Raw genomic sequence first — 19,478 nt, 5'->3', positions numbered from 1 at the left:
TGATACATGACAGGAGGTTATCTACTGATAACCTCCTTTGTTATTCTTCTGCATATTTCTTTTCCACAGAGCAAAAACTATGTGAAATGAAAAAATAAGGAGGAGAAAATAATGGGTTCACCTGTAAACGATTTTGAAGAAGTAAAATTCCGCGTAGAAACTGCGCAAAAGATGGTTGGTTCTGCGACAGTCACAATGGACCCTGAATCATTGCAGCACGCTACAAATGCCATTGAATCCGCTCGTCATCAGCTCGAAACAATGAAAGAAGTAGCAACAGATTTAGATGCACCGTTTCTATTGGATCAAGAAGAAAAATTAGAAAGATGCGAGCATCAATTACAAGAAGCAAAGAATTAAAAAACATCCAGAGAAGTTTCTAACAGGTTCACTTTTGAGGTGCAAAACGATAAAAAACGTACCACTTCTCATCGTAAATCGTAATTAAATATCAAACGAATTCTCATTATAAATCACAACAAAGAGCTTAGAAAATTCCCCTAAGCTCTTTGTCTATTTTTAATGTAACTACTCAGCCATACATTTCATTTAGAAGTTTGGTAAGGAGTATAATTCCAGCGAAAATACGCTTACCTATAATTGCTGCCATGAAGATAAAAATGGACCTCCACCTCGCTGCCTTTCTTTGTTTTAAAACTTTGCGTATGGCAGGAAAAGGCCCTGACCGCTCCTATACATAGCCAGTCCCTCTTGACCACTTAAAAAAGGCTTTTCTACCGGTTTTTCATAGAGTGACTGAGTAGTTACTTTTTAATTATATTTATCTTCATCTAAATACCAAATTTAATTAATGGCGTAACTAAATTTCTTGAATCATTTCCACTCTGTTTCCGAATGGGTCTCTGAACTCAAAACGTTCAAAGCCTGGGATTGGTACTCCTTCAATTATCTGAATGTTATTTTGTTCTAACACATTTCTCCAGTACGATATATCCTCTACTTGATAAGCTATATGGGCTTTTGTTTTTAATCGATCAACACCTTCTTCTGTACCTATATGTACATCTCTATCTCCGACTTTTAACCAAAATCCTCCGCGCCCCTTTAGTGATTCGGGCTTTTCTTTCTCAGGTAGACCAAGAATTCCACAATAAAATTTTTTTCCCTCTTCTTCAGCACCTTTTGGAATAGTTATCTGAGCGTGATGCAAACCAAGAATCATAAAATCCACTCCCATTATCAATTGAAATTTGAATTCTTCTATAACCAAATAATTTTTTTAACACTTTCTAAAGCCTCTTTCATTTTATATCGCCAAATACAATAAGTGAAATATTGATTAATTATAATATTTGATAAGTATTACTTATGACTCTTTGAATTTTTTTAAAAATTTTTTCCAGAATACAACACTTATCGTCAGTCTATCTTTTCTTGATAAAAAGTCGCCCCTTTCCGTTAGCAATGGTCTTTCAAGGATAGATAATCTTCTTGTATAAAATTGCTTGTAGGTCTATCGCTGACTTTTAACAGCATATTGGCTACATATTCATCCGACAGAGAACTTATATCCGTTGTGCAATCAACTGAAAAATATCCCTTATCCGATGGTGGTAAGGGATTTTCGATTGGGCTTTTTGTCCAAACCTTATATGTCTGTGTTCCATCAGATAAGACGTTATATAAAGGTTGTCCTTGCATAATCATACAAATAGAAGCAATTCACTTATCTGTCCAGCCATGTGTTTCAGTTATTTACCTGTACACCTATTATATCTTTAGCGTAGCCAGTTCAGAAATGAAATAAAAAACTTTCACCTGAGCAAGGAGGCTATTGTAATTGTTTTCCATACTCTTGTAGCTTTTCTCCTATCGTACATTGCCGAATGCAAAAGGAGTGAGCATAATATTTACTATGTTCCTTTCGAAAATGCTTCTGCAAAAAGCAACCATCGCAATATGTTTCTAATAAATCATTCACCTCGGTAATCAGTTGCTTACGATTCACTCCTTCTACACTCCTATTCTGTTATTTCTTTATGACTATCAATGTTCGTTCTTTCCAGTGCTTGTGTTGCTAATTGATGAGCTTCTTTATTTTGTTTCCTAGAAACCGGTTCACATACTAGTTTTATTTTCATCTCTTTTGCTTTTTGTTCAATCTGGTCTAGGTAATGAATCAAATGCTCCTCGTAACATGGCCATTCACCCGCCAATTGTTGAAGAACCACTTGAGAATCACCGCGCAGTATAACCGATTCATACTTAACACCTAGCTCTTCCAGTATATTCATTCCATATAATAACGCTGCATATTCCGCTTCATTATTATCATCAATTCCTTCTATGTAAGCGTTGCGGCGAATTCGATACAATTTCCCCTGTTTCTTATAATAAATACTTACCCCTGCGCCCGCTTCTTTCGTCTCAATATCATATCCTCCATCAAAATACAGCGTAAGATCTTGCGGTTCTTCTTCAACTTGTTTACTTAGTTTCTTAACTTCTTTTAACGTCCATTCTATTCCCATTTCATCCTGAAATAACAATTCCTTCGTTCTCCCTGTTTTTTCAAAATCCGTGGCGAACTGCATTGCCTCTTCTAAACGAAGAAAATCTGTTTCCAGACTAGTCTCTAAGCCATCTTTTGTTCGATATAACCAAGTAATTTTATATTTCATTTTGCTCCCCCCTTTTATATACAAAACCCATACACGTTCATACGAAATATTACACTTTCATTTTATCCTATTTTGTCTATCAGGACAGTATTCTATTCGAAATCCATAACGATCTCCGATATGAATTTATCTCTTTAGATCCCTCTTTTTTAGGCAGACGAGAGCATCTGGCCGCGTATAGAAGCGGTCAAATCTTTTTCCTGCCACATGTAATCGTGAAATCAAAAGAAAAAATGTTTTATTCTGCATAGCAGATGAAAAATTAAAATGGATTTATATCCATCAACAAGATAACACGAAAAAATAAATAAGAGTTGCCACGATAAAGTGAACAACTCTCTGATGAATCTTACACAAATTTTTCAAACTGTACTCGTTTGTTAATAAAATACATAACAGGTCCCCCGATTGCCATTACAACAAACTCACCAATCGCACATGTTAACCATGTAAACAAAAATGGTAAGTCAAATGCAAGATGTAGTTCAATCGCAATTATGAACATTGTAAATGTAAAGACCACTGTATTAAAAATCATACGCGCCCATATTCCTTTTATAAAACGCATAGAAACAATCGTACAAAGCAAGGCAATAATAGATTGTCCTACTCCAAATACAAGATCATATGCAATCATTGGTGAGAAAAAGAGGTTTGCTAAAAATACGCCTAACACAATTCCGTAAATATATTTTTTATTGAACACAATAAGGTGATTGAACATTTCTGAAATACGGAATTGAATATTCGTAAAACCAAAAGGTTGAATAAGCATAGTAACAGCAATATATAGTGCCGCTAAAATACCATTCCCAACAAGTGTCTTAATCTTCATTATACGCTCTCCTTAGTTTTTTTTCGTGGGATGGTTACGAACCACGTAAATATTATAATAAACAAAACTACATTATAATTATGATTCGAATCCAAGTCAATATAGAAAAAACTTTGCTATATGTATGAAATGAACAAATTACAAAAGGATAGTCATACACTATTCTTTTCTTTTTATAAAACGTATAATAAAAACATGAAAGATTTAGGAGGTTTGTTCATGACAGCAACGATTCAAAACGAAAAAATGATCGTGTCCATTTCTGAAAAAGGTGCAGAACTACAAAGTGTTCGCTTAAAAGAAGATCATACAGAATATGTGTGGCAAGGAGATGCAAAGTATTGGGGACGACGCGCTCCTATTTTATTTCCAATCGTCGGGAGATTAGTAGACAATACATATTATGTTAATGGTAAATCATATTCGTTAACACAACATGGCTTTGCTCGTGATTTAACATTTACGATAAAAAAACAAAGTGAATCAAAAATTACATACGCAGTAACAAGTAATGAAAAAACTTTACAAAACTATCCGTTTGCATTTGAATTACTTGTTTCTTATGAACTAAATGAAACATCTGTATATGTAACATACGAAGTAATCAATTCTAACTCGGAAGAAATGTATTTTTCAATTGGAGGACACCCTGGTTTTAATTGTCCGTTATTACCAAATGAATCTTTCACAGACTACTACTTATCTTTCAGTACTCCAGAGCGCTTAGAAGCAAGTGTACTAGAAGGACCGTTTCTTTCTAAAAATAAACTCGTAATAGCCGAAGAAGCAACAAAGCTTCCACTTACATACGATTTATTTAAAAACGATGCACTTATATTTGAGGATATGAACAAAAATGAAATTACCATCCGTTCTCACAATCATAATAAGTTTGTCAAAGTTTCATTTGAAGGATTCCCATTTGTCGGTGTATGGACACCAGGAAATGATGCACCGTTCTTATGTATTGAACCTTGGTATGGCATCGCCGATGAATTAGAGCCTGCAAAAGACTTTAAAGAGAAAAAAGGAATTCAAATGTTAAAAGCGAATGAAACATTTACATGCTGCTATAGTATTACAATCGGTTAATTGGAGGGTTTCAGTTTGATTGAAGTGTACATCGATGGTGCATCAAAAGGAAACCCTGGCCCTTCCGGCGCTGGGGTTTTTATTAAAGGGATTCAACCACCTGTAGAGCTCACTGTTCCACTTGGGATTATGAGCAACCATGAAGCAGAGTATCATGCATTACTTACTGCATTAAAATATTGCACCGAACATAATTATAAAATTGTATCGTTTCGAACAGATTCACAGCTTGTAGAACGAGCGATTGAAAAACAATATGTAAAAAATCCATTATATGCACCACTTTTAGATGAAGCCCTGGAAATGATTCAGCAATTTGATCTCTTTTTTATAAAGTGGATTCCAAGCAGCCAAAATAAAGCAGCCGATGAATTGGCACGAAAAGCTATACAAAAAAATGAACGGAGGTAGTGTATTGAAAAAAGAGTGGATTGCGCCTCTCGCTTTATTGTTTGTTGCTTTCATTTGGGGAGCTACATTTGTTGTCGTTCAAAATGCCATGTCATTTGTCGGGCCATTTTCTTTTAATGGTGTACGTTTTTTATTAGCCGGAATGATTTTATTCATCATTCAGCTCATTTCTATGAAAAAAATACCCATTAAACACGTAGGCTTTAGTAGCGGTGCTGGTATGATTGTAGGATTCTTTTTATTTGTCGGGTATTTACTACAAACGTTTGGTTTATTATATACAACCTCTTCTAAAGCCGGATTTTTAACAGGGCTCAGCATTGTCATGGTACCCATTTTATCGTTTATCTTTTTAAAACAAAAAGCAAATCTATTTATCGTACTCGGAATTACAGCTGCTACAATTGGACTCTTTTTATTAACAGCTGGAGACGCTTTTCAATTCAATATGGGAGACCTTCTTATTTTAGGTTGTGCTGTAGCATTTGCTGCTCATATCCTTGTAAATGGCTTCTTTTCCAAAAAGGTATCTCCGTTATTATTAAGTACAACACAAATATTAGCGGTTGGACTCTTCTCTTCTATTTGCGCTTTTCTGTTTGAAGATTGGGAGAAATTATTTTCGATGTCATTATGGACAAATCGCTCATTTTTATTTGCACTCTTACTAACATCACTTTTTGCCACTTCCCTTGCATTTTTTATTCAAACAACCGCGCAAAAATATACATCTCCTACCCGCGTCGCTATTATTTTTGCAATGGAACCCGTCTTCGCAGCAATAACAGGTGTTCTTGTTGCAAATGAGCAATTATCGCTATCAGCTATCATTGGGTGTATTTGCATTTTCTTAGGAATGATCTTTGTAGAACTACCAAATAAACGAAAAAAAGAAGCGCAGGCTGCGTGAACTTATGATTGTAACTTCCGCAAAAAAGCTATCGCGCTTTTTTATCGGTAATTTCCTCTTCTTTTTATCACTCTAGCAAAGCGATAAAATAAATAGAATGAGAGCAGAATTAAGTGTTACTACATCGTAGTAACAGAAAGTAGAAAAGATAGACAAGGGAACGAGATTGTAAACAGATTATGGCGTAAAGGTAAAGTTCTAGATGATATACTAAGAATTAATAAGGTTAGACTTTAATTAATCTAGCCTTTCTAATATAGGAGAAGTAGAAACAAATGAAAAAATATACAAATGCTTATTATATGACAATACACGAAAAGATAAAAGATATTAACGGTGAAGAAGCAGAGTATAACAGACTGTATAGTGGTGAAGGTTGGGTAGAAATGTTTGTCTGTATGGGATATTCTGTTTCTACTATGGAAGAGTTATTAGACTTTATAGAGGAAAAATTGAAAGTTTATATTCCAAACTTAGACGAGTATACTAGAACAGATACAGACGGTGGTTGGCAGTATGAAATGTATGTAAAATGGTTAAACGATGATAAGGAGTACAAAGTAGTAGAAAAAGGGAAACATACACACCATGAGGTCTTTAAAGTAGACGTATCATTTGTTAAAGAAACGTCTATAGATTCGAACGATTAAAATAAAGTGGAACTTCTTTCACGAATAGAAGTTCCACTTTATTTTTTTGCCGCTCTTTACTCAATTACTCGTTGCTCTATATGATATATGTCTTTTTTCAATTTTTTCTTCAATTTCTCTTATGTTTTCTTTATCATTCAATAATAATTGTTTATTTTCTATTAATAACTGTTTAAAGGATTTTCTTATTTTTTTTCGCATATCAATCTTCCTCCTTAATTATTACAAGTGAAACTTCCCTAAGTGAGAGTTTTTTTCATCCCCTGCCTCTCTTCTTCATTTCTCTTTAAACCTTGCAGCGGGGATTACTGCCCGTTAATACGGGATACAAAATTTTATTTATATAAAAGATAAATAATTATCTTTATTGTGTAATAATAAAAGATTCATGTGAAATCCATTTGAAATTCAAATGAAAACTACGTATATTTTTACATGAGTTAGTATGTATATCATTTTACTATTGAAACGTAACTTTGCTAGCAGCTTATGTACTACTATTACTATCATTCTAAAGAAGCTAGATATTGTAGAAACCATATCTATATAAATCCTTTTTATTTTTTCGACATCTAAGTCGCTGCTATGCAGAATACAACATGACCGCCACTTGCTTTCTCCCTTTGCTTTACCTCGCATGTGGCAGGAAAAGGCCCTGACCGCTTATGTAAGACCAGATGCTCTCGTCCCTCCCTAAAAAGAAAGGGGTTTTTATGTCGTTTTCTTAACTTATATATATGGATCCTTTTTATTTTTTCAATATGTACGTTGCTGCTATGCAGAACAAATCATGCCCGCCACTTGCTTTCTCCCTTTGTTTTAAACCTCGCATGTGGCAGAAAAAAGCCCTGACCGTTTCTACACATGGCCAGATGCTCTCGCCTCTCTCCAAAAAGAAAGTTTTTTTTATGTCTTTTTATATAAATAATAACGCCCAATCAAATTCTTAATTTGATTGGGCGTTATCTATAGTTCGTTCAATATAAGTTTTTAAAAAAAAACACTTTCTATAACATGTTTATGAACATTTCCGGTCTACCCCAGTTCATTTGCTCACAAACGAATTGTATTTTTTCCTTATCAATTGTGTGAAAAGCTTCTTCTAATCGACAAGAAATTGGTACTTCACAATGAATTTGTGCGAGTTGTAGTGACATGTGTAAATTATCTAAGTCACTCTCAATCTTTGTACGCTGTGCTTTTGTTAATGATGTAATGTTTTCCAAAACACCTGTAACTGTTCCGTGCTCTTGAATAAGCTTATATGCTGTCTTTTCACCAATGCCTTTAACACCTGGATAGTTGTCACTTGAATCACCCATAAATGCCTTTGCGTGAACAATTTGCCATGGCTCTACGCCCTTTTCTTCCATAATTTTTTCAGGCGTGTAAAATTCATAATTTCCAATTCCTTTTCGAAGAAGCATGACTGTAATTTTTGTATCAACTAGCTGTAATAAATCTGTATCACCTGTTAAAATAAACACTTCCGCTTCATGTTGATACATTTTTGCTAATGTCCCAATACAGTCATCAGCTTCATATCCTTTCATACCAATAACTGGGATAGATAAATGTGCAGTCATTTCTTGCACTAAATCAAATTGTGGAATTAATTCTTCTGGCGGTGCTCCGCGATTCGCCTTATAGTTTGAAAATGTTTCTGTTCGAAACGTTGTACTCCCCATGTCCCAGCACGTTACAATATGAGTCGGTTCAACTGTACTAGCTGCTGTTAATAAATGCTTCATATAACCATGAATCCCGTTTGTTGGAATCCCATCTTGTTTTTTCATAAATTGTCCGTACACACTTGTTGCATAAAAGGCACGAAATAACAATGCCATACCATCTACTAATAATACTTTTTTCATAATTCCTCTCCTAATGCCAAAAATAAAAACCTCACGTCATGACGCAAGGTTATATAATCAAATAATGATTGTAATTGTTATTATACAATGATTTGCTTTATTTAGCATCCATAAAAATTACTTACAACATTGATGTAATAATTCCACATACGTATTATTTCCAGTGGAAACAACAACTGCTTTTGCTGTTCCGCTAATAATGTGAGTACCTTGATAGCATAAATTTTCAAGACAAAGTGGATTATAATCTTTTATGCGTTTTAGCGGCATAAATCGTTTTTTTTCAATGTGATAACAACTTTCATACTTTTCTACAAGCATCTCTTTTCCCGTTAAAAGAGATTCATCAACTAATACATCTTTTGCGTAAATAATCCGAGCGTCAGCTGGTACAGTATCACCTGCAGAAAGACAAATCACATCTCCTGGGACCAATTCTTCTATTGGAATATTCATCATTTCAGAATCTGTATCTATCCCATTTACTTTATCATTTACTACTCTTAAAACAGTAACTGTTTTTGATATTGTTGCGTTCGTCTGATTTGCTTCCTTTTCGAACAAATTTACTTTTTCCATTAACTTCATCATAATATGAGTCAACATAACTTTTTTATTCACATATCGTTCATTTTTCCCATATTGTACAATACGTCTTTTTGCCTCTTTAACAGAAAGACCATTTCTTGTTGTTTTAAAATAAGCGTACACAGATTTTACATCTCGAATAGCAACTTCCATCAGCATTTCATTATTCTTCTGTAAAATCTCTTGTACTTTTATCGTTTTTTTATGAGTTATATTATTTATAATTCCCTCTCGCTTGTTTACATATAACACCGTCCGTCTCCTCCTTCACACATGCAGGAAGAAACTCATTGTTTCTCAATTTATCTATTTACAGATATAGAGGGAGGAACAAGTCGTTTCCTACCTACATCACACATTCTATTTTCGAAATACCTGGGTAACGGAACCGAGTCCGAAGCTGACATTGTTCCTCACCTCCTCATATGATTATTTTTAGCTATGTATCTTTGTACAACATACACCCTAATAAAAAAGACCTTTCCCGTGAGCGAGTAAAGGTCTGAACATACATAAATAAGCAAAGTTTAATACAACTACGTATCATGTAGTGTGTATTAAAAACAATTGCACCTCTCCCTCGCCGAGCTTTAGCACTGTATAGCATAGGTTCTTAACCAGCTACATTAAAAAAGACCTTAATTCGATCATTCTTGTTGACCCATTGGCGTCTCTCGACATTTTTGGGCAGTAGCATCTCTCTATACAGGAGCCTCACCTAACAGAGACATATTTTATTACATAGAAAATGTTACTCCTATTTAAAATAGATGTCAACACCTTGATTTCAAACTTTTCCTCATTACAACAAGTATTTCCTAGAAAAGCTATCTTCAAAAGAACTACTCTCTTCCTTCTTCCACACATCCTTTCAATTTGTTGAAGACAATCCTTTTCTACAACATGTTTTTCAAAATGATGAACACGAACGTCTGATGAGAAAATTGCCAAATGAAATGATGGAGTTCTCTCAATATAATATGGAGAGAGGTACACTAGTCATCAACGCTCTCATTGAACGAGGAGTATTACCTAAAGATGATTCACAAGTAATCACAGGGGTAATACAAGCTCTTATGATGCTACGATTACATAAAGATGAAATCGGCGAAGAACTATTTCCTAAAGTAATAGACAAACTTATTGATTATGTATCAGAAGGATTAACGAATAAAAAATAAAAACCTTACGTATAAAACGTGAGGTTTTTTAATATGTTAAACATCCAGCAATCACAATTCCGATGGAAATTGATAAAAACATAAGGAAAAGTCCGACGGCTTGGTTATCTTCTTCAATGCTTTGATTAATGTTAAAACGCGGTGTGCACAATTCAGCTAAATAAAACACAACGATTTGCGCTAAAACTCCAATCGCTCCCCATAAAGCCATATCTATTAGTGAAACAGAATGAGCAGCAGTAGAATACAAGACGATAGCAAGACCGAGAAGTCTTCCTCCAAGTGAGTAGCTTGCTGCTCGATTCCCTTTCGCCATCAACGAAAATTCCTTTACTTTTGTTGTCACTTCCATAAGAAACAAACCAATACATAAAAGACCGAGTGAAACTGCTAAATAAAGTAAAAAATTCATTATTTATAATCCTCCTTTTTAATCCCTACAGGTAAATAATAAGATTCATTCCCCGTAATTTTTTCACCGGCACGTATACCAATACTACTTGGTTTCCCAGCAATTAAAAACGATCCAAACACATACGACAGCTCCTCGTTCCCTTTTTCAGTCTCAAGAGAAACAACTGGAAGCTTTATGTATTTTTGAAACACAGGAAGTTCTTTTTTATACGTTTGATATGAATTTTGAATCATAATACTCGTGTCTTTGTCACGAATTGTAACCGTATCACCTTCTCTACCGAACGAAGGTTTTTGAACAAAAGAACTTTTTCCTAAAAATAGATCTGGTTCTAAGTAAGTAGGCAACATATATTCCTTAATCCATTGTCGTTCCTCATTTGTATAAAAAGCGCCTATCTCAGCTAATCCCCAAATCAAGCATTGTATCGATTTCGGCTGAAGTAGAAAGGATGAAATAGGATTTATAATAAAGAGCTTTCCTTTGTTTACAAGCTGCAGCAACTCAATCCCTACAAAATCTCCAGTTTTAGGATCCCGGTCCTCAACTAAATCTTCAATTGGATATGTTTGACGATACAAAATATCAATTGGCACACCGTCTCTGTCAACCAAAGCATCTTCAGTAATTCTGAGTTCTGACATTGACATCATTTTGTTTTTAACCTGACATAGCTGACTCAAATACCTAGTCGTGTTCCAATCTTCTATATGTTCATGATGGGCTGTGAAGACAACGTTTGGCATTTCTATTCCTTTAGCAGCTTCCATTACCGCTTTTGTGATACCAGAAGAAAGAAGACGTTCCTGATTCTCGTTTGGATCATGATAATTTAATTCTTTGCATACTTTTCCATTCATTTGAAAGCATTCCACAATAAAAGTTGGGGTATCACTATTAAACTCAAGCATTTTGATACCACCATCTGTCACAGCAAAATCAAACCGTGAAATAACAGATTCAGGAAACAGAGATTTCATTCTAATAAAAGGTAGACTTGAAGATGGAAAACCAAGTTCAAGAAGCTGATCATCCGGCAAAGTCCGAAGAAGACTAGCAGTCTTAAAGAATACTTTTCCCATTCGTTCTGTTGCTAATTGCAAATGCCTAATAGTTTGTTCTGTTATTTCAAAAACATGAAAAAGGCTATACTCACTCCCATATAAGTCAGACCAAAAGTGAGGGAACCTTGAATAAAATTGACTTCGTTCCTTTATGTAAAACGACATGATTTAACCTCCGGATCCGCCATTTGAACCGCTTCCAATTCCCCCTTTAAAATCAGACGAAGCTTGATAGGACTTAAATTCAGGTGAATTTTTGAAAGTTGATTTATCTTGATAATAGCTACTACTGTAATAATAATGCCCATGATAACTTGAATGCTTATCATCACACCGCCACACCCCAAGTTCATCATCCCAATCCCAATCAGAACAGCTCTTATCATTTGGTTTTGGAGGGAGATCTTTTGTACAGCCAGATAAAGTACTGGCCATCAAAGAAGTAAGAACACCTGTTACTAACCATTTCGTTTTTGTCACCTTCCTACACTCCTTTATAGATTATATTTTTATTATAATAGAATTCATGATAAAATAGAAGAAAAAGGAAGGGGGATTACTATTGCGGTTAGAATATCGACTCAATGATGAAGTCAAACAATATCCTGCCTTATGGAACTATGCGGATATTTCTATCACTGAAACCGTCGCAAGGATGACTTGTGAGTATTTCGTTAAAGAAGGAGATACGTATGTCGTAACAGCGACCGCGATGGATTCTGACGGAACGGCGGTATTGTATGTCGAAAGAGAAAAGTTCTTCGATGATTCCTCAGAAAAAACATATTCCCATATAGGTTTTGAGATTAGAGAACTACAAGGAATAAATTCGATTTTGATAGAAAGTAAAGATGTATGGAACCATGAAGAAATCTTAACGTACCTTCATTCAGATATTTTGTACGTTCAAAGGGACGGAATATTGATGGAATTCACCTTAGACTCGAGAGAAATTGATGAAGATCGAAAGTGCTATGTTTATTATGGAGAATTTACAGGTGAATGCAGGTAACATTTTAAAATCCTATGTTATAATACAAGTTAAGAACCTCCTTTCTTTTTAGGGGGGCGAGAGCATCTGGCCGCGCATAGAAACGGTCAGGGCCTTTTTATGCCACGTGCAATGTTTTAAAACAAAAGGAGAAAGCAAGTAGCGATCATGTTGTATTCTGCATAGCAGCGACTTATATTTTCCACATAATAAAGTGAAACTTCCATCAGTGGGGGTCTTACTGCCCGTTAATGCGGGATAAAACTCAAATCATTCCTAGTAGGCTGACAAAAAATAAAAATGTTTTCTCAATAAAATAAAAACCTTACGTATAAAACGTAAGGTTTTTTATATAGACCCACATATGCCGTTCTCTTCTAGATGTCCATAAACCCGCTCTCGCAGGTGGATGTTCTCAAAAATGCTTTCATCTTCCTTCTTAAAAAGATGGCTTGATGGCTACATTTTAATATTGAACTTCCGTATTACTATCATTGGTTTAAGACATACACAAGCTACGTACATCGTAGGCAGTTATTATTAATCGTAAGTATAAACAGAACCCCGCACGTGCCGTCCCTCGTAAATGTCCAAAAACCCGCTACTCGCAGGTGGATGTTCTCACAGTTGCCTTTCATCTTCCTTCTCAAAGAAAGGCATGATGTTGGCCTCTAAATATCGAACTTCCGTATTACTATCATCGGTTTTAGACATAAATAAGTTACGCACACCGCAGGATGTTTTATTTATTTATCGTTATCTTATCACATTGTTCGCAACGTGTAAAATATATTGTTTTTAAGTATTTCTTGTTTGTGTCCCTATTGTAATACAAATTTTTTTGACGTGCAATAGGCTACTGTTTTTCTTTCATAATTATATTTTCAGGATAAGAAATCCAATCACTCCAGCTGCCTACATATAATTTTACATTTGTAAAACCAGTCATTTTTAATGTTAATACGTTTGGACACGCCGTTACACCAGATCCGCAATAAACAATCGTTTCTTTCTTTTTATCAAGATGGATAAATCGCTCTTCTTGTTCCTTCTGCTCCTTAAAAGCACCAGACTCTGTTACACCATCTTTCCAAAAATAATTTTGCGCATTTGGAATGTGACCAGCTGCTTTATCAACTAATTCTTCTAATCCTGCATAACGCTTTGGTTCTCGCGAATCAATCAGTGTTATATCAGCATGTTTGCTAATTTTAGCTTGCAGCTCTTCCATTGTTACGACAGTATCATGTTGCACTGATGGAACGAATGTCTTCAGTGCGAAGACCGACATCTCATTCACTACTTCCAAATTTTGTTCCTTCCATGCTGGGAAACCACCATTTAACACATATGCTTTATTATGCCCAAGATATGTTAAGAGCCACCATAGACGAGAAGCCATTGCTCCTCCTTGGCTATCATATGCCACAACTGTCGTATGTTCATCAATCCCAGCTTGTGAAAGTTTTTGTACAAACTCTTCTATACTTGGAAGCGGATGACGCCCCCCATGCTTTGTAACTGGACTTGATAAATCTGTATTTAAATCAAAATAGAGCGCCCCTGGAATATGTGCTTCATTATATTGTTCTCTTCCCCAATTTGGATTTGCTAAGTCAAAACGGCAATCAATAATTCTAACATGCTCATCTTGTATATGTTCATGTAACCATTCGACTGTAACGATCATACTTAACGACCTTCTTTCTCTTTTAAACGCCCTACGTATTCCATTACCATTTCTTCTGTTACAATCTTGCGCTGCTGTGCAATGCCGTTTTTTGCAAGTTCATTAATTTGTTTTGTTACCATATTAATTACATCAACAGAGAAAGATTTCCCATTTAACGCAAGTGATACAGCCGCTTCAATCGCCGCTTCACGCTGTGCGTCTAACTGTAGAAATGCTTTCACCACTTCATTTTGTTTGCGAGAATGTGCTGTAATTGCTTCATGTACTTCCATGTTCTCTTCCTCCTACTATAAGTCCATCGTAAGCCGAATCATATCACGACATACAATGCCATTTTCCATAATCTCTTCTTCATAATGCTTTGAAAAGTAATCAAAATCAATAGAAAAAATGCGAAATCCACATTTTTGATATAAAGCAAGCTGCGAAACACTAGAATTGCCTGTTCCAATTTCAAGCGTGTGCATGTTTTGTTCTTTTGCCGTTATAATCGCATGCTGTAGCAACTGCTTTCCGATGCCTTTTCCCTGTTCTTTTTCAGAAACAGCAATATTCATGATTTCCATTGTATTGGGGCGCGTTTCCAACAATACATATACACCAATCACACGTTCAAGACGCTTTGCGATATAAATGATGCCCCTATGGAGATACGATTTCAATTGTCGTTCACTTGGATCGGCAAGTAATAATAACGAAAGCGGTGCTTCATTTGGTGAAACATATTCAATTACTAATTCTCCCATGAAAATTCTCTCCCCTCCTTGTTCTAAACCATACTTGTCTTCCATAAGTAATACAAAGGAGGTCATTACTATGGACAACAATGAAAAGAAGTGCAATATAATCTCCATTGATGAGAAGAAAAAGAAAAACGGTACGTACTCCTACCCCAAATTAGTGATAGAAGGAAAACCATATGAGTTCACTTCCTTCGTCTTATGCGGCGAAACGCCAGATGGAAGACGTCTCGTCTTAACTCATATGGTTTCCTCAGATGAATTTGCTGGATTTGTAAAATCATTAGATACTGTACTACAAAAACGTATTGAACGTATTTTTTTCTCTTAATCCTTATAATCCTTCTACTTCATGTTCTATTTTTAGTAACTGCTTTCCTAATTCTTCTTTTCGCTGTTCGTATACAGAAACATCAATCGTTTCCAATAAAGCAAATAATAAACTTTCATAGTATTGTGCTATATCTTGCATCATAGTTGTTTTCACAAGTTCCCATCTATGAAGCCATTCTTGTTTATAATGGTTAACAAATAAGCGTTGTTCTTCTGTTACGTAATCCGCTACAAACGGTTCTAACGTTTGCTTCATTTCTTCTTGCATCAATGCTTTATCATTTTTCTCAAAGAAATTTTTCTCGCTTTTAAAATGAGATAATGCTTTTTTAAATTGTGTTGCTTCTATAGTTGGAAATGGATTTTCATTCATAAGAACGCGATAATCATATGTTACATCTGTATGGATTACGAGCTGTTCATTCCTTGTAACACATTGCTCTGCTACGCCTTCTTGCACATGTCTCATCGTTTCATTTATCCATTTTTCAAGACGCAGTGAAGTTGCACGCATTTCTTGCAATAAGTCATGTTGTAAGAAAGCTATTAACTCCATCATGCACTCTTGTAATTTTTCTTTCACATTCCCTTGTGTTCGCAAAGAAGCTGGATTAATAAATTCTGTAAACACATCATTGTATCGTAAAAATAAACGTTGCTTTACATAATATAAAAGTTCTTTCACTTCATTTTCCAATGCCTTTTCTTCTGTTATAACGCTGTGCGAAGAGATCCTATGAAGCAGTTCTTCACGTTCTGCTTCATATTTTTGTCGTTTTTGTTCTTTTTCTTCATTCCCTTGCATTGCACTTTCAATCATATTTGCAAGAAGCTTATAACTGTTTTGAAGTGCTCCGTATAAAGAATGAACTGATACAAGCATTAAATCTCTCATAATAAACGAAGTGAAAGCTTGTTCAAATTGTGCAAGACCAGATTGTTGTAAAATGCCATACGCTTCTTTCGAAATATCTTTTCCTTGCTTTTCTTCCAATGCAAATAAACTAGATATTGCGAACAACCGTGGATTACGAATTCCATACTGCAGCAGTTGATCGCTAATATAACCCTTTACTGTTTGTAATTCTTCTTCTGATTGCGCTAAATCCGCCGCATTAATTAAGAAGAACATTTTATCAAGTGCAAACGTATCTTTTACACGTCCAAGTTGAATTAAAAATTCTCGGTCAGCTCGTGAAAATACGTGGTTATAATACGTTACAAATAAAATTGCATCTGCATTCTTGATATATTGGAACGCTACGTCTGTATGACGCGCGTTAATAGAATCTGCTCCTGGCGTGTCTACAAGCGCAATCCCCTGTCTTGTCAATTCACAATCATAATAAAGCTCCATATACTCTACAAAACAGGACTTTTCTTCATTGGCAACATAATCAGCGAATTCAGATAACGTTACACGAGATTGTTCTCCTAACCGATGCTTTACTTCCGTATATCCATGCTGCACAGCGCGTAAAAAACTAAACGTTGTTTTTTGTCTACCGCTTGGTTCTGGATATTGCAGTACATCATCAATTTGCAGTAGCGCTTCTTCTAGGGAGGTAATATCACGATAAAATAATTTATAAACAGCCTTTAAATCTTCAAAGAGTGCCGTTTCTGATTTAAACTGTACAATTACCGTACCATGAGGTTTTTCGTCTGTTACTGGTAAAATTTGATTAATCGTTGCTGTTGTAGGATTAGGTGATACCGGTAATACCTTTTCTCCTAATAACGCGTTAGCAAAAGAAGATTTCCCAGCACTAAACGCGCCAAATAGCGCCACTGTAAACTGTTTCGCTTCCACACGTTCCCTTTTCTCCATAATCTCTTGTTGTACATGTTTAAGAGCTGGAAGTTTCTGCAAAACACGTTCTGCATCCTTAACATGCTCCATAATACGAGTGATATTAAGTTTTGTTTTCGAAACTGCTTCTGACTCGTTATAAGTAAGTTCATCCTCTTTTTCCATTTGCGTTTGTATTTGAAATTTTTCGTTTGTTACTTTCTTTGTTTGCTGTAAAACTTCCTCTATATCAATACTTTGCGGAACAGAAAAACGATCGTGCCATATATCTTGTAAATATTTTTCATAGTGATCATACTCTTGCATGCACTGTAACTTTATTTCCTTAGCCTCTTTTTCAGCTTCATATTGTGCTATTTCTTCTCGTATACGTTGCATGTCTACTTGCACTTTACTTTGCAAGAGTGGCAAACTTTTTTCAAGTATATTCTGTGCTGCGAGGCGATAACATTTCTTCAGTTCATTTGCGACATCTGCTGTATAATGAAGCAAATAATCTCCAGTAAATCCAGCTCCTTGTTTAATAGTTGCTTCCAGTAATGCCCGACCAAAGTCCGCATTTATGTCATATATTACTTTTCCAAGTTCTTCTGTGAATAGCTCTTCTTGCTTTAAAAAAGATACAACGTACTCTTTCATATGAAAATCAAGCTGCGTCTCTACTATTTTCTTTAGTGACTCATAAAACACTTCTAAACGACGCTGTTTTTCTTGCTCTGTTTTTCCTTTCGAAAACAGTAAACCAACTTTAAATTTAGTGAGCTTCGTTTCTAAATATTGATTTGCTAAATCACGTATTTCAAACGGCATTAAATATGCATTGTCTAAAATATTTTGCAGACCACTAAAAAACTCCTCTTTCATTTCCGCTTCTGTATTTGTAATATGTTTTTCTTTTTCTGCAAGCTGTTCTAAAATCACCGTTACATCTTGAAGTGATAACATCGATGCTAACTCTTGTTGAAACGGTTCCAATTGTTTTTCATATTGTGAAAGTAAAAATGAGAAATGTTCTTGTAACAAATAAGATACTTCTCTCTCCATCCCTCTTTTCACATACACATTTTTTTCCTTTACTATCGAGGAAAGTCGTTGCTCTAACTGCCCTAATTCGTTATGTGAATGATTCGGCATACGTAAAGACGTATAAAATATACCATCAACTTCTATATTCCAATTAAAAAATGATTGCGCTACGCTTTTTTGATATGTCTCGAAAGACAATTCATTTTCTTTATGTTTATCAATTTGATTCACAACAAGGTAAACGGTTTTGTTACGCTGTTTTAACTCTTTAACAAACTGTAAATTCACTTCCGATTGCACATGATTATAATCCATCATATAAAAAATAACATCAGCAAGATGCAACGTAGATTCTGTTGCAAGTTGATGCGCATCATCAGTTGAATCGATGCCAGGCGTATCAACAAGAACAACATCTTCTGGAAGCGGTGCATCCGTGCGATAAATATGAATACCGATTACTTCATCACCATTTTTGCAAAGCTCTTTTAACTCTTCTGCTGTATACATACCGTCATACTCGTATTTTTGCCCTGATTTTAAAATAACAACAACTCGATTCGGTCCTTTTTCTATCTTTACAACATTCGCGCTCGTTGGAATCGGACTTGTTGGCAACAATTGATCTTTATATAAATAGTTCATCATTGTTGATTTTCCAGCAGAGAAATGACCGCAAAATGCAATCATAAGCTTCTCTTCTTTATATTTCCGTACAACTTCAAGCAACTTCTCACTATGTTCTATATCGCCTTTTTTCTGCCATTCTTCATAAAAACAAACGAGCTTTTGTAAACTGTTTGTTTGCACTGTGTTTGTCATCCCCTCGTACCCCTTTATTCCATGATGTATCCATCTTTTATATTACTAAATTTTCAGCATCTTCACAGTAAAAAAATAAAAAAATCCTTTTCATTCTCTGTGGAACGAAAAGGATTTCTATGTAGTATAGTTCATTATTTAGTTGCTCCTACTCGATGTAACACATGCTTTGTTACAACTGCATATAAAACAATTGTTCCGCCCAAAAATGCATATACCATATTTATCACACCTTATTTTTGATAACGATTATCAATTTTAAACATATTGTATCATTAAAGAGAATGATTATCAATATATAATTCAAAAAGAAAAGCTCCCTTTTGGAGAGCTTTCATTCTGCCTGTTTTAAAGGAAGTCGTAAATTGTTGTGCATTCTTATTATAACTCACAGGCGA

The 19,478-nt window shown here is 35.1% G+C and carries 22 protein-coding genes, 2 other RNA genes and 2 riboswitches; of the genes, 8 read left to right on the top strand and 16 right to left on the bottom strand.

Annotated features, from left to right (window positions below):
- Positions 1-111: 111 nt before the first annotated feature.
- Positions 112-360, top strand: a complete 249-nt coding sequence (locus tag BM350_RS10165) for a DUF2564 family protein (protein ID WP_090912346.1) — start codon at positions 112-114, stop codon at positions 358-360.
- Positions 361-820: 460 nt separating this feature from the next.
- On the opposite strand, the gene BM350_RS10160 is transcribed toward BM350_RS10165, so the two are convergent.
- From BM350_RS10160 to BM350_RS10145, 4 genes are all read right to left on the bottom strand, one after another.
- A complete protein-coding gene (locus tag BM350_RS10160) occupies positions 821-1,183 on the bottom strand; it encodes a VOC family protein (RefSeq protein WP_090912348.1) in 363 nt (120 codons plus the stop codon).
- A 609-nt stretch (positions 1,184-1,792) separates the two neighbouring features.
- A complete protein-coding gene (locus BM350_RS10155) occupies positions 1,793-1,969 on the bottom strand; it encodes a zinc-finger domain-containing protein (protein WP_090912350.1) in 177 nt (58 codons plus the stop codon).
- A gap of 13 nt (positions 1,970-1,982) precedes the next feature.
- Positions 1,983-2,642 (bottom strand): ribonuclease H family protein, encoded by a 660-nt coding sequence (locus BM350_RS10150; RefSeq protein WP_090912352.1) that lies wholly within the window; start codon positions 2,640-2,642, stop codon positions 1,983-1,985.
- A gap of 349 nt (positions 2,643-2,991) precedes the next feature.
- Positions 2,992-3,477: a QueT transporter family protein gene (locus BM350_RS10145; RefSeq protein ID WP_090912354.1), complete on the bottom strand. Its 486-nt coding sequence runs from the start codon at positions 3,475-3,477 to the stop codon at positions 2,992-2,994.
- A 6-nt stretch (positions 3,478-3,483) separates the two neighbouring features.
- Positions 3,484-3,528, bottom strand: a riboswitch (PreQ1 riboswitch).
- A gap of 168 nt (positions 3,529-3,696) precedes the next feature.
- On the opposite strand from BM350_RS10145, the gene BM350_RS10140 reads away from it, so the two are divergent.
- The 4 genes from BM350_RS10140 to BM350_RS10125 all read left to right on the top strand — a co-directional run bounded on the left by BM350_RS10140 (position 3,697) and on the right by BM350_RS10125 (position 6,540).
- Positions 3,697-4,569, top strand: coding sequence for an aldose 1-epimerase family protein (locus BM350_RS10140; protein WP_090912356.1), 873 nt, complete (start codon positions 3,697-3,699; stop codon positions 4,567-4,569).
- 15 nt (positions 4,570-4,584) lie between these two features.
- On the top strand, positions 4,585-4,980 hold the full coding sequence (locus BM350_RS10135) for a reverse transcriptase-like protein (protein WP_090912358.1): 396 nt from the start codon (positions 4,585-4,587) through the stop codon (positions 4,978-4,980).
- A gap of 4 nt (positions 4,981-4,984) precedes the next feature.
- Positions 4,985-5,890: a DMT family transporter gene (locus BM350_RS10130; RefSeq protein ID WP_139207582.1), complete on the top strand. Its 906-nt coding sequence runs from the start codon at positions 4,985-4,987 to the stop codon at positions 5,888-5,890.
- Positions 5,891-6,165: 275 nt separating this feature from the next.
- Entirely contained in the window at positions 6,166-6,540 is a 375-nt protein-coding gene (locus BM350_RS10125; RefSeq protein ID WP_090912360.1) for a hypothetical protein, read from the top strand.
- 60 nt (positions 6,541-6,600) lie between these two features.
- On the opposite strand, the gene BM350_RS10120 is transcribed toward BM350_RS10125, so the two are convergent.
- From BM350_RS10120 to BM350_RS10110, 3 genes are all read right to left on the bottom strand, one after another.
- Positions 6,601-6,741: an FbpB family small basic protein gene (locus tag BM350_RS10120; protein ID WP_090912362.1), complete on the bottom strand. Its 141-nt coding sequence runs from the start codon at positions 6,739-6,741 to the stop codon at positions 6,601-6,603.
- Positions 6,742-7,547: 806 nt separating this feature from the next.
- Positions 7,548-8,414, bottom strand: a complete 867-nt coding sequence (locus BM350_RS10115) for a 5'-3' exonuclease (RefSeq protein ID WP_090912364.1) — start codon at positions 8,412-8,414, stop codon at positions 7,548-7,550.
- A 117-nt stretch (positions 8,415-8,531) separates the two neighbouring features.
- Positions 8,532-9,254 carry a P-type ATPase actuator domain-containing protein gene (locus BM350_RS10110; protein ID WP_090912366.1) on the bottom strand — a complete coding sequence of 241 codons (723 nt, stop codon included), beginning with the start codon at positions 9,252-9,254 and terminating at the stop codon, positions 8,532-8,534.
- Between the two features lie 315 nt (positions 9,255-9,569).
- Positions 9,570-9,735, bottom strand: a riboswitch (M-box (ykoK) riboswitch).
- Positions 9,736-9,982: 247 nt separating this feature from the next.
- On the opposite strand from BM350_RS10110, the gene BM350_RS27245 reads away from it, so the two are divergent.
- Positions 9,983-10,183: a hypothetical protein gene (locus BM350_RS27245; protein WP_211482627.1), complete on the top strand. Its 201-nt coding sequence runs from the start codon at positions 9,983-9,985 to the stop codon at positions 10,181-10,183.
- Between the two features lie 28 nt (positions 10,184-10,211).
- Here the strand turns inward: BM350_RS27245 and BM350_RS10100 are convergent, their stop codons facing one another.
- From BM350_RS10100 to BM350_RS10090, 3 genes are read right to left on the bottom strand one after another with little or no spacing between them, the layout of a single operon-like run.
- Positions 10,212-10,598, bottom strand: coding sequence for a DUF350 domain-containing protein (locus BM350_RS10100; protein ID WP_090912368.1), 387 nt, complete (start codon positions 10,596-10,598; stop codon positions 10,212-10,214).
- Complete coding sequence (locus tag BM350_RS10095) at positions 10,595-11,827, bottom strand: glutathionylspermidine synthase family protein (protein WP_090912370.1); 1,233 nt, start codon at positions 11,825-11,827, stop codon at positions 10,595-10,597. The genes BM350_RS10100 and BM350_RS10095 overlap by 4 nt, the downstream gene beginning before the upstream one ends.
- 3 nt (positions 11,828-11,830) lie before the next feature.
- The gene (locus tag BM350_RS10090) at positions 11,831-12,142 is read right to left on the bottom strand and encodes a hypothetical protein (RefSeq protein ID WP_090912372.1); all 312 of its coding nucleotides are present in this window, start codon (positions 12,140-12,142) and stop codon (positions 11,831-11,833) included.
- Between the two features lie 82 nt (positions 12,143-12,224).
- On the opposite strand from BM350_RS10090, the gene BM350_RS10085 reads away from it, so the two are divergent.
- A complete protein-coding gene (locus BM350_RS10085) occupies positions 12,225-12,674 on the top strand; it encodes a hypothetical protein (RefSeq protein WP_090912374.1) in 450 nt (149 codons plus the stop codon).
- A 330-nt stretch (positions 12,675-13,004) separates the two neighbouring features.
- On the opposite strand, the gene ssrS (BM350_RS10080) is transcribed toward BM350_RS10085, so the two are convergent.
- The 5 genes from ssrS (BM350_RS10080) to BM350_RS10060 all read right to left on the bottom strand — a co-directional run bounded on the left by ssrS (BM350_RS10080) (position 13,005) and on the right by BM350_RS10060 (position 15,092).
- A non-coding RNA gene (gene ssrS, locus BM350_RS10080) (6S RNA) lies at positions 13,005-13,189 on the bottom strand.
- Positions 13,190-13,210: 21 nt separating this feature from the next.
- Positions 13,211-13,395: non-coding RNA, 6S RNA (gene ssrS / locus BM350_RS10075), on the bottom strand.
- A gap of 114 nt (positions 13,396-13,509) precedes the next feature.
- On the bottom strand, positions 13,510-14,343 hold the full coding sequence (locus BM350_RS10070) for a sulfurtransferase (protein ID WP_090912376.1): 834 nt from the start codon (positions 14,341-14,343) through the stop codon (positions 13,510-13,512).
- A gap of 2 nt (positions 14,344-14,345) precedes the next feature.
- Positions 14,346-14,618, bottom strand: coding sequence for a YpbS family protein (locus BM350_RS10065; protein WP_090912378.1), 273 nt, complete (start codon positions 14,616-14,618; stop codon positions 14,346-14,348).
- Between the two features lie 15 nt (positions 14,619-14,633).
- Positions 14,634-15,092, bottom strand: a complete 459-nt coding sequence (locus tag BM350_RS10060; protein WP_090912380.1) for a GNAT family N-acetyltransferase — start codon at positions 15,090-15,092, stop codon at positions 14,634-14,636.
- Between the two features lie 70 nt (positions 15,093-15,162).
- On the opposite strand from BM350_RS10060, the gene BM350_RS10055 reads away from it, so the two are divergent.
- Positions 15,163-15,417 carry a DUF3931 domain-containing protein gene (locus BM350_RS10055; protein ID WP_020059547.1) on the top strand — a complete coding sequence of 85 codons (255 nt, stop codon included), beginning with the start codon at positions 15,163-15,165 and terminating at the stop codon, positions 15,415-15,417.
- Between the two features lie 3 nt (positions 15,418-15,420).
- On the opposite strand, the gene BM350_RS10050 is transcribed toward BM350_RS10055, so the two are convergent.
- Positions 15,421-19,080: a dynamin family protein gene (locus tag BM350_RS10050; RefSeq protein ID WP_090912382.1), complete on the bottom strand. Its 3,660-nt coding sequence runs from the start codon at positions 19,078-19,080 to the stop codon at positions 15,421-15,423.
- Between the last annotated feature and the right edge of the window lie 398 nt (positions 19,081-19,478).

Origin of the sequence: Bacillus sp. 103mf, from assembly GCF_900116295.1 — a bacterium.
Lineage (GTDB): Bacteria > Bacillota > Bacilli > Bacillales > Bacillaceae_G > Bacillus_A > Bacillus_A bruguierae.
This window is presented reverse-complemented; position numbering and strand designations above follow the sequence as displayed.

What these genes read in the sequence shown, in the direction of transcription:
- BM350_RS10065 (WP_090912378.1), bottom strand. Translation starts at nt 14,618, where the DNA reads ATGGAAGTACATGAAGCAATTACAGCACATTCTCGCAAACAAAATGAA.
- BM350_RS10125 (WP_090912360.1), top strand. Translation starts at nt 6,166, where the DNA reads ATGAAAAAATATACAAATGCTTATTATATGACAATACACGAAAAGATA.
- BM350_RS10060 (WP_090912380.1), bottom strand. Translation starts at nt 15,092, where the DNA reads ATGGGAGAATTAGTAATTGAATATGTTTCACCAAATGAAGCACCGCTT.
- BM350_RS27245 (WP_211482627.1), top strand. Translation starts at nt 9,983, where the DNA reads ATGGAGAGAGGTACACTAGTCATCAACGCTCTCATTGAACGAGGAGTA.
- BM350_RS10140 (WP_090912356.1), top strand. Translation starts at nt 3,697, where the DNA reads ATGACAGCAACGATTCAAAACGAAAAAATGATCGTGTCCATTTCTGAA.
- BM350_RS10050 (WP_090912382.1), bottom strand. Translation starts at nt 19,080, where the DNA reads ATGACAAACACAGTGCAAACAAACAGTTTACAAAAGCTCGTTTGTTTT.
- BM350_RS10055 (WP_020059547.1), top strand. Translation starts at nt 15,163, where the DNA reads ATGGACAACAATGAAAAGAAGTGCAATATAATCTCCATTGATGAGAAG.
- BM350_RS10165 (WP_090912346.1), top strand. Translation starts at nt 112, where the DNA reads ATGGGTTCACCTGTAAACGATTTTGAAGAAGTAAAATTCCGCGTAGAA.
- BM350_RS10115 (WP_090912364.1), bottom strand. Translation starts at nt 8,414, where the DNA reads ATGAAAAAAGTATTATTAGTAGATGGTATGGCATTGTTATTTCGTGCC.
- BM350_RS10145 (WP_090912354.1), bottom strand. Translation starts at nt 3,477, where the DNA reads ATGAAGATTAAGACACTTGTTGGGAATGGTATTTTAGCGGCACTATAT.
- BM350_RS10070 (WP_090912376.1), bottom strand. Translation starts at nt 14,343, where the DNA reads ATGATCGTTACAGTCGAATGGTTACATGAACATATACAAGATGAGCAT.
- BM350_RS10160 (WP_090912348.1), bottom strand. Translation starts at nt 1,183, where the DNA reads ATGATTCTTGGTTTGCATCACGCTCAGATAACTATTCCAAAAGGTGCT.
- BM350_RS10095 (WP_090912370.1), bottom strand. Translation starts at nt 11,827, where the DNA reads ATGTCGTTTTACATAAAGGAACGAAGTCAATTTTATTCAAGGTTCCCT.
- BM350_RS10120 (WP_090912362.1), bottom strand. Translation starts at nt 6,741, where the DNA reads ATGCGAAAAAAAATAAGAAAATCCTTTAAACAGTTATTAATAGAAAAT.
- BM350_RS10150 (WP_090912352.1), bottom strand. Translation starts at nt 2,642, where the DNA reads ATGAAATATAAAATTACTTGGTTATATCGAACAAAAGATGGCTTAGAG.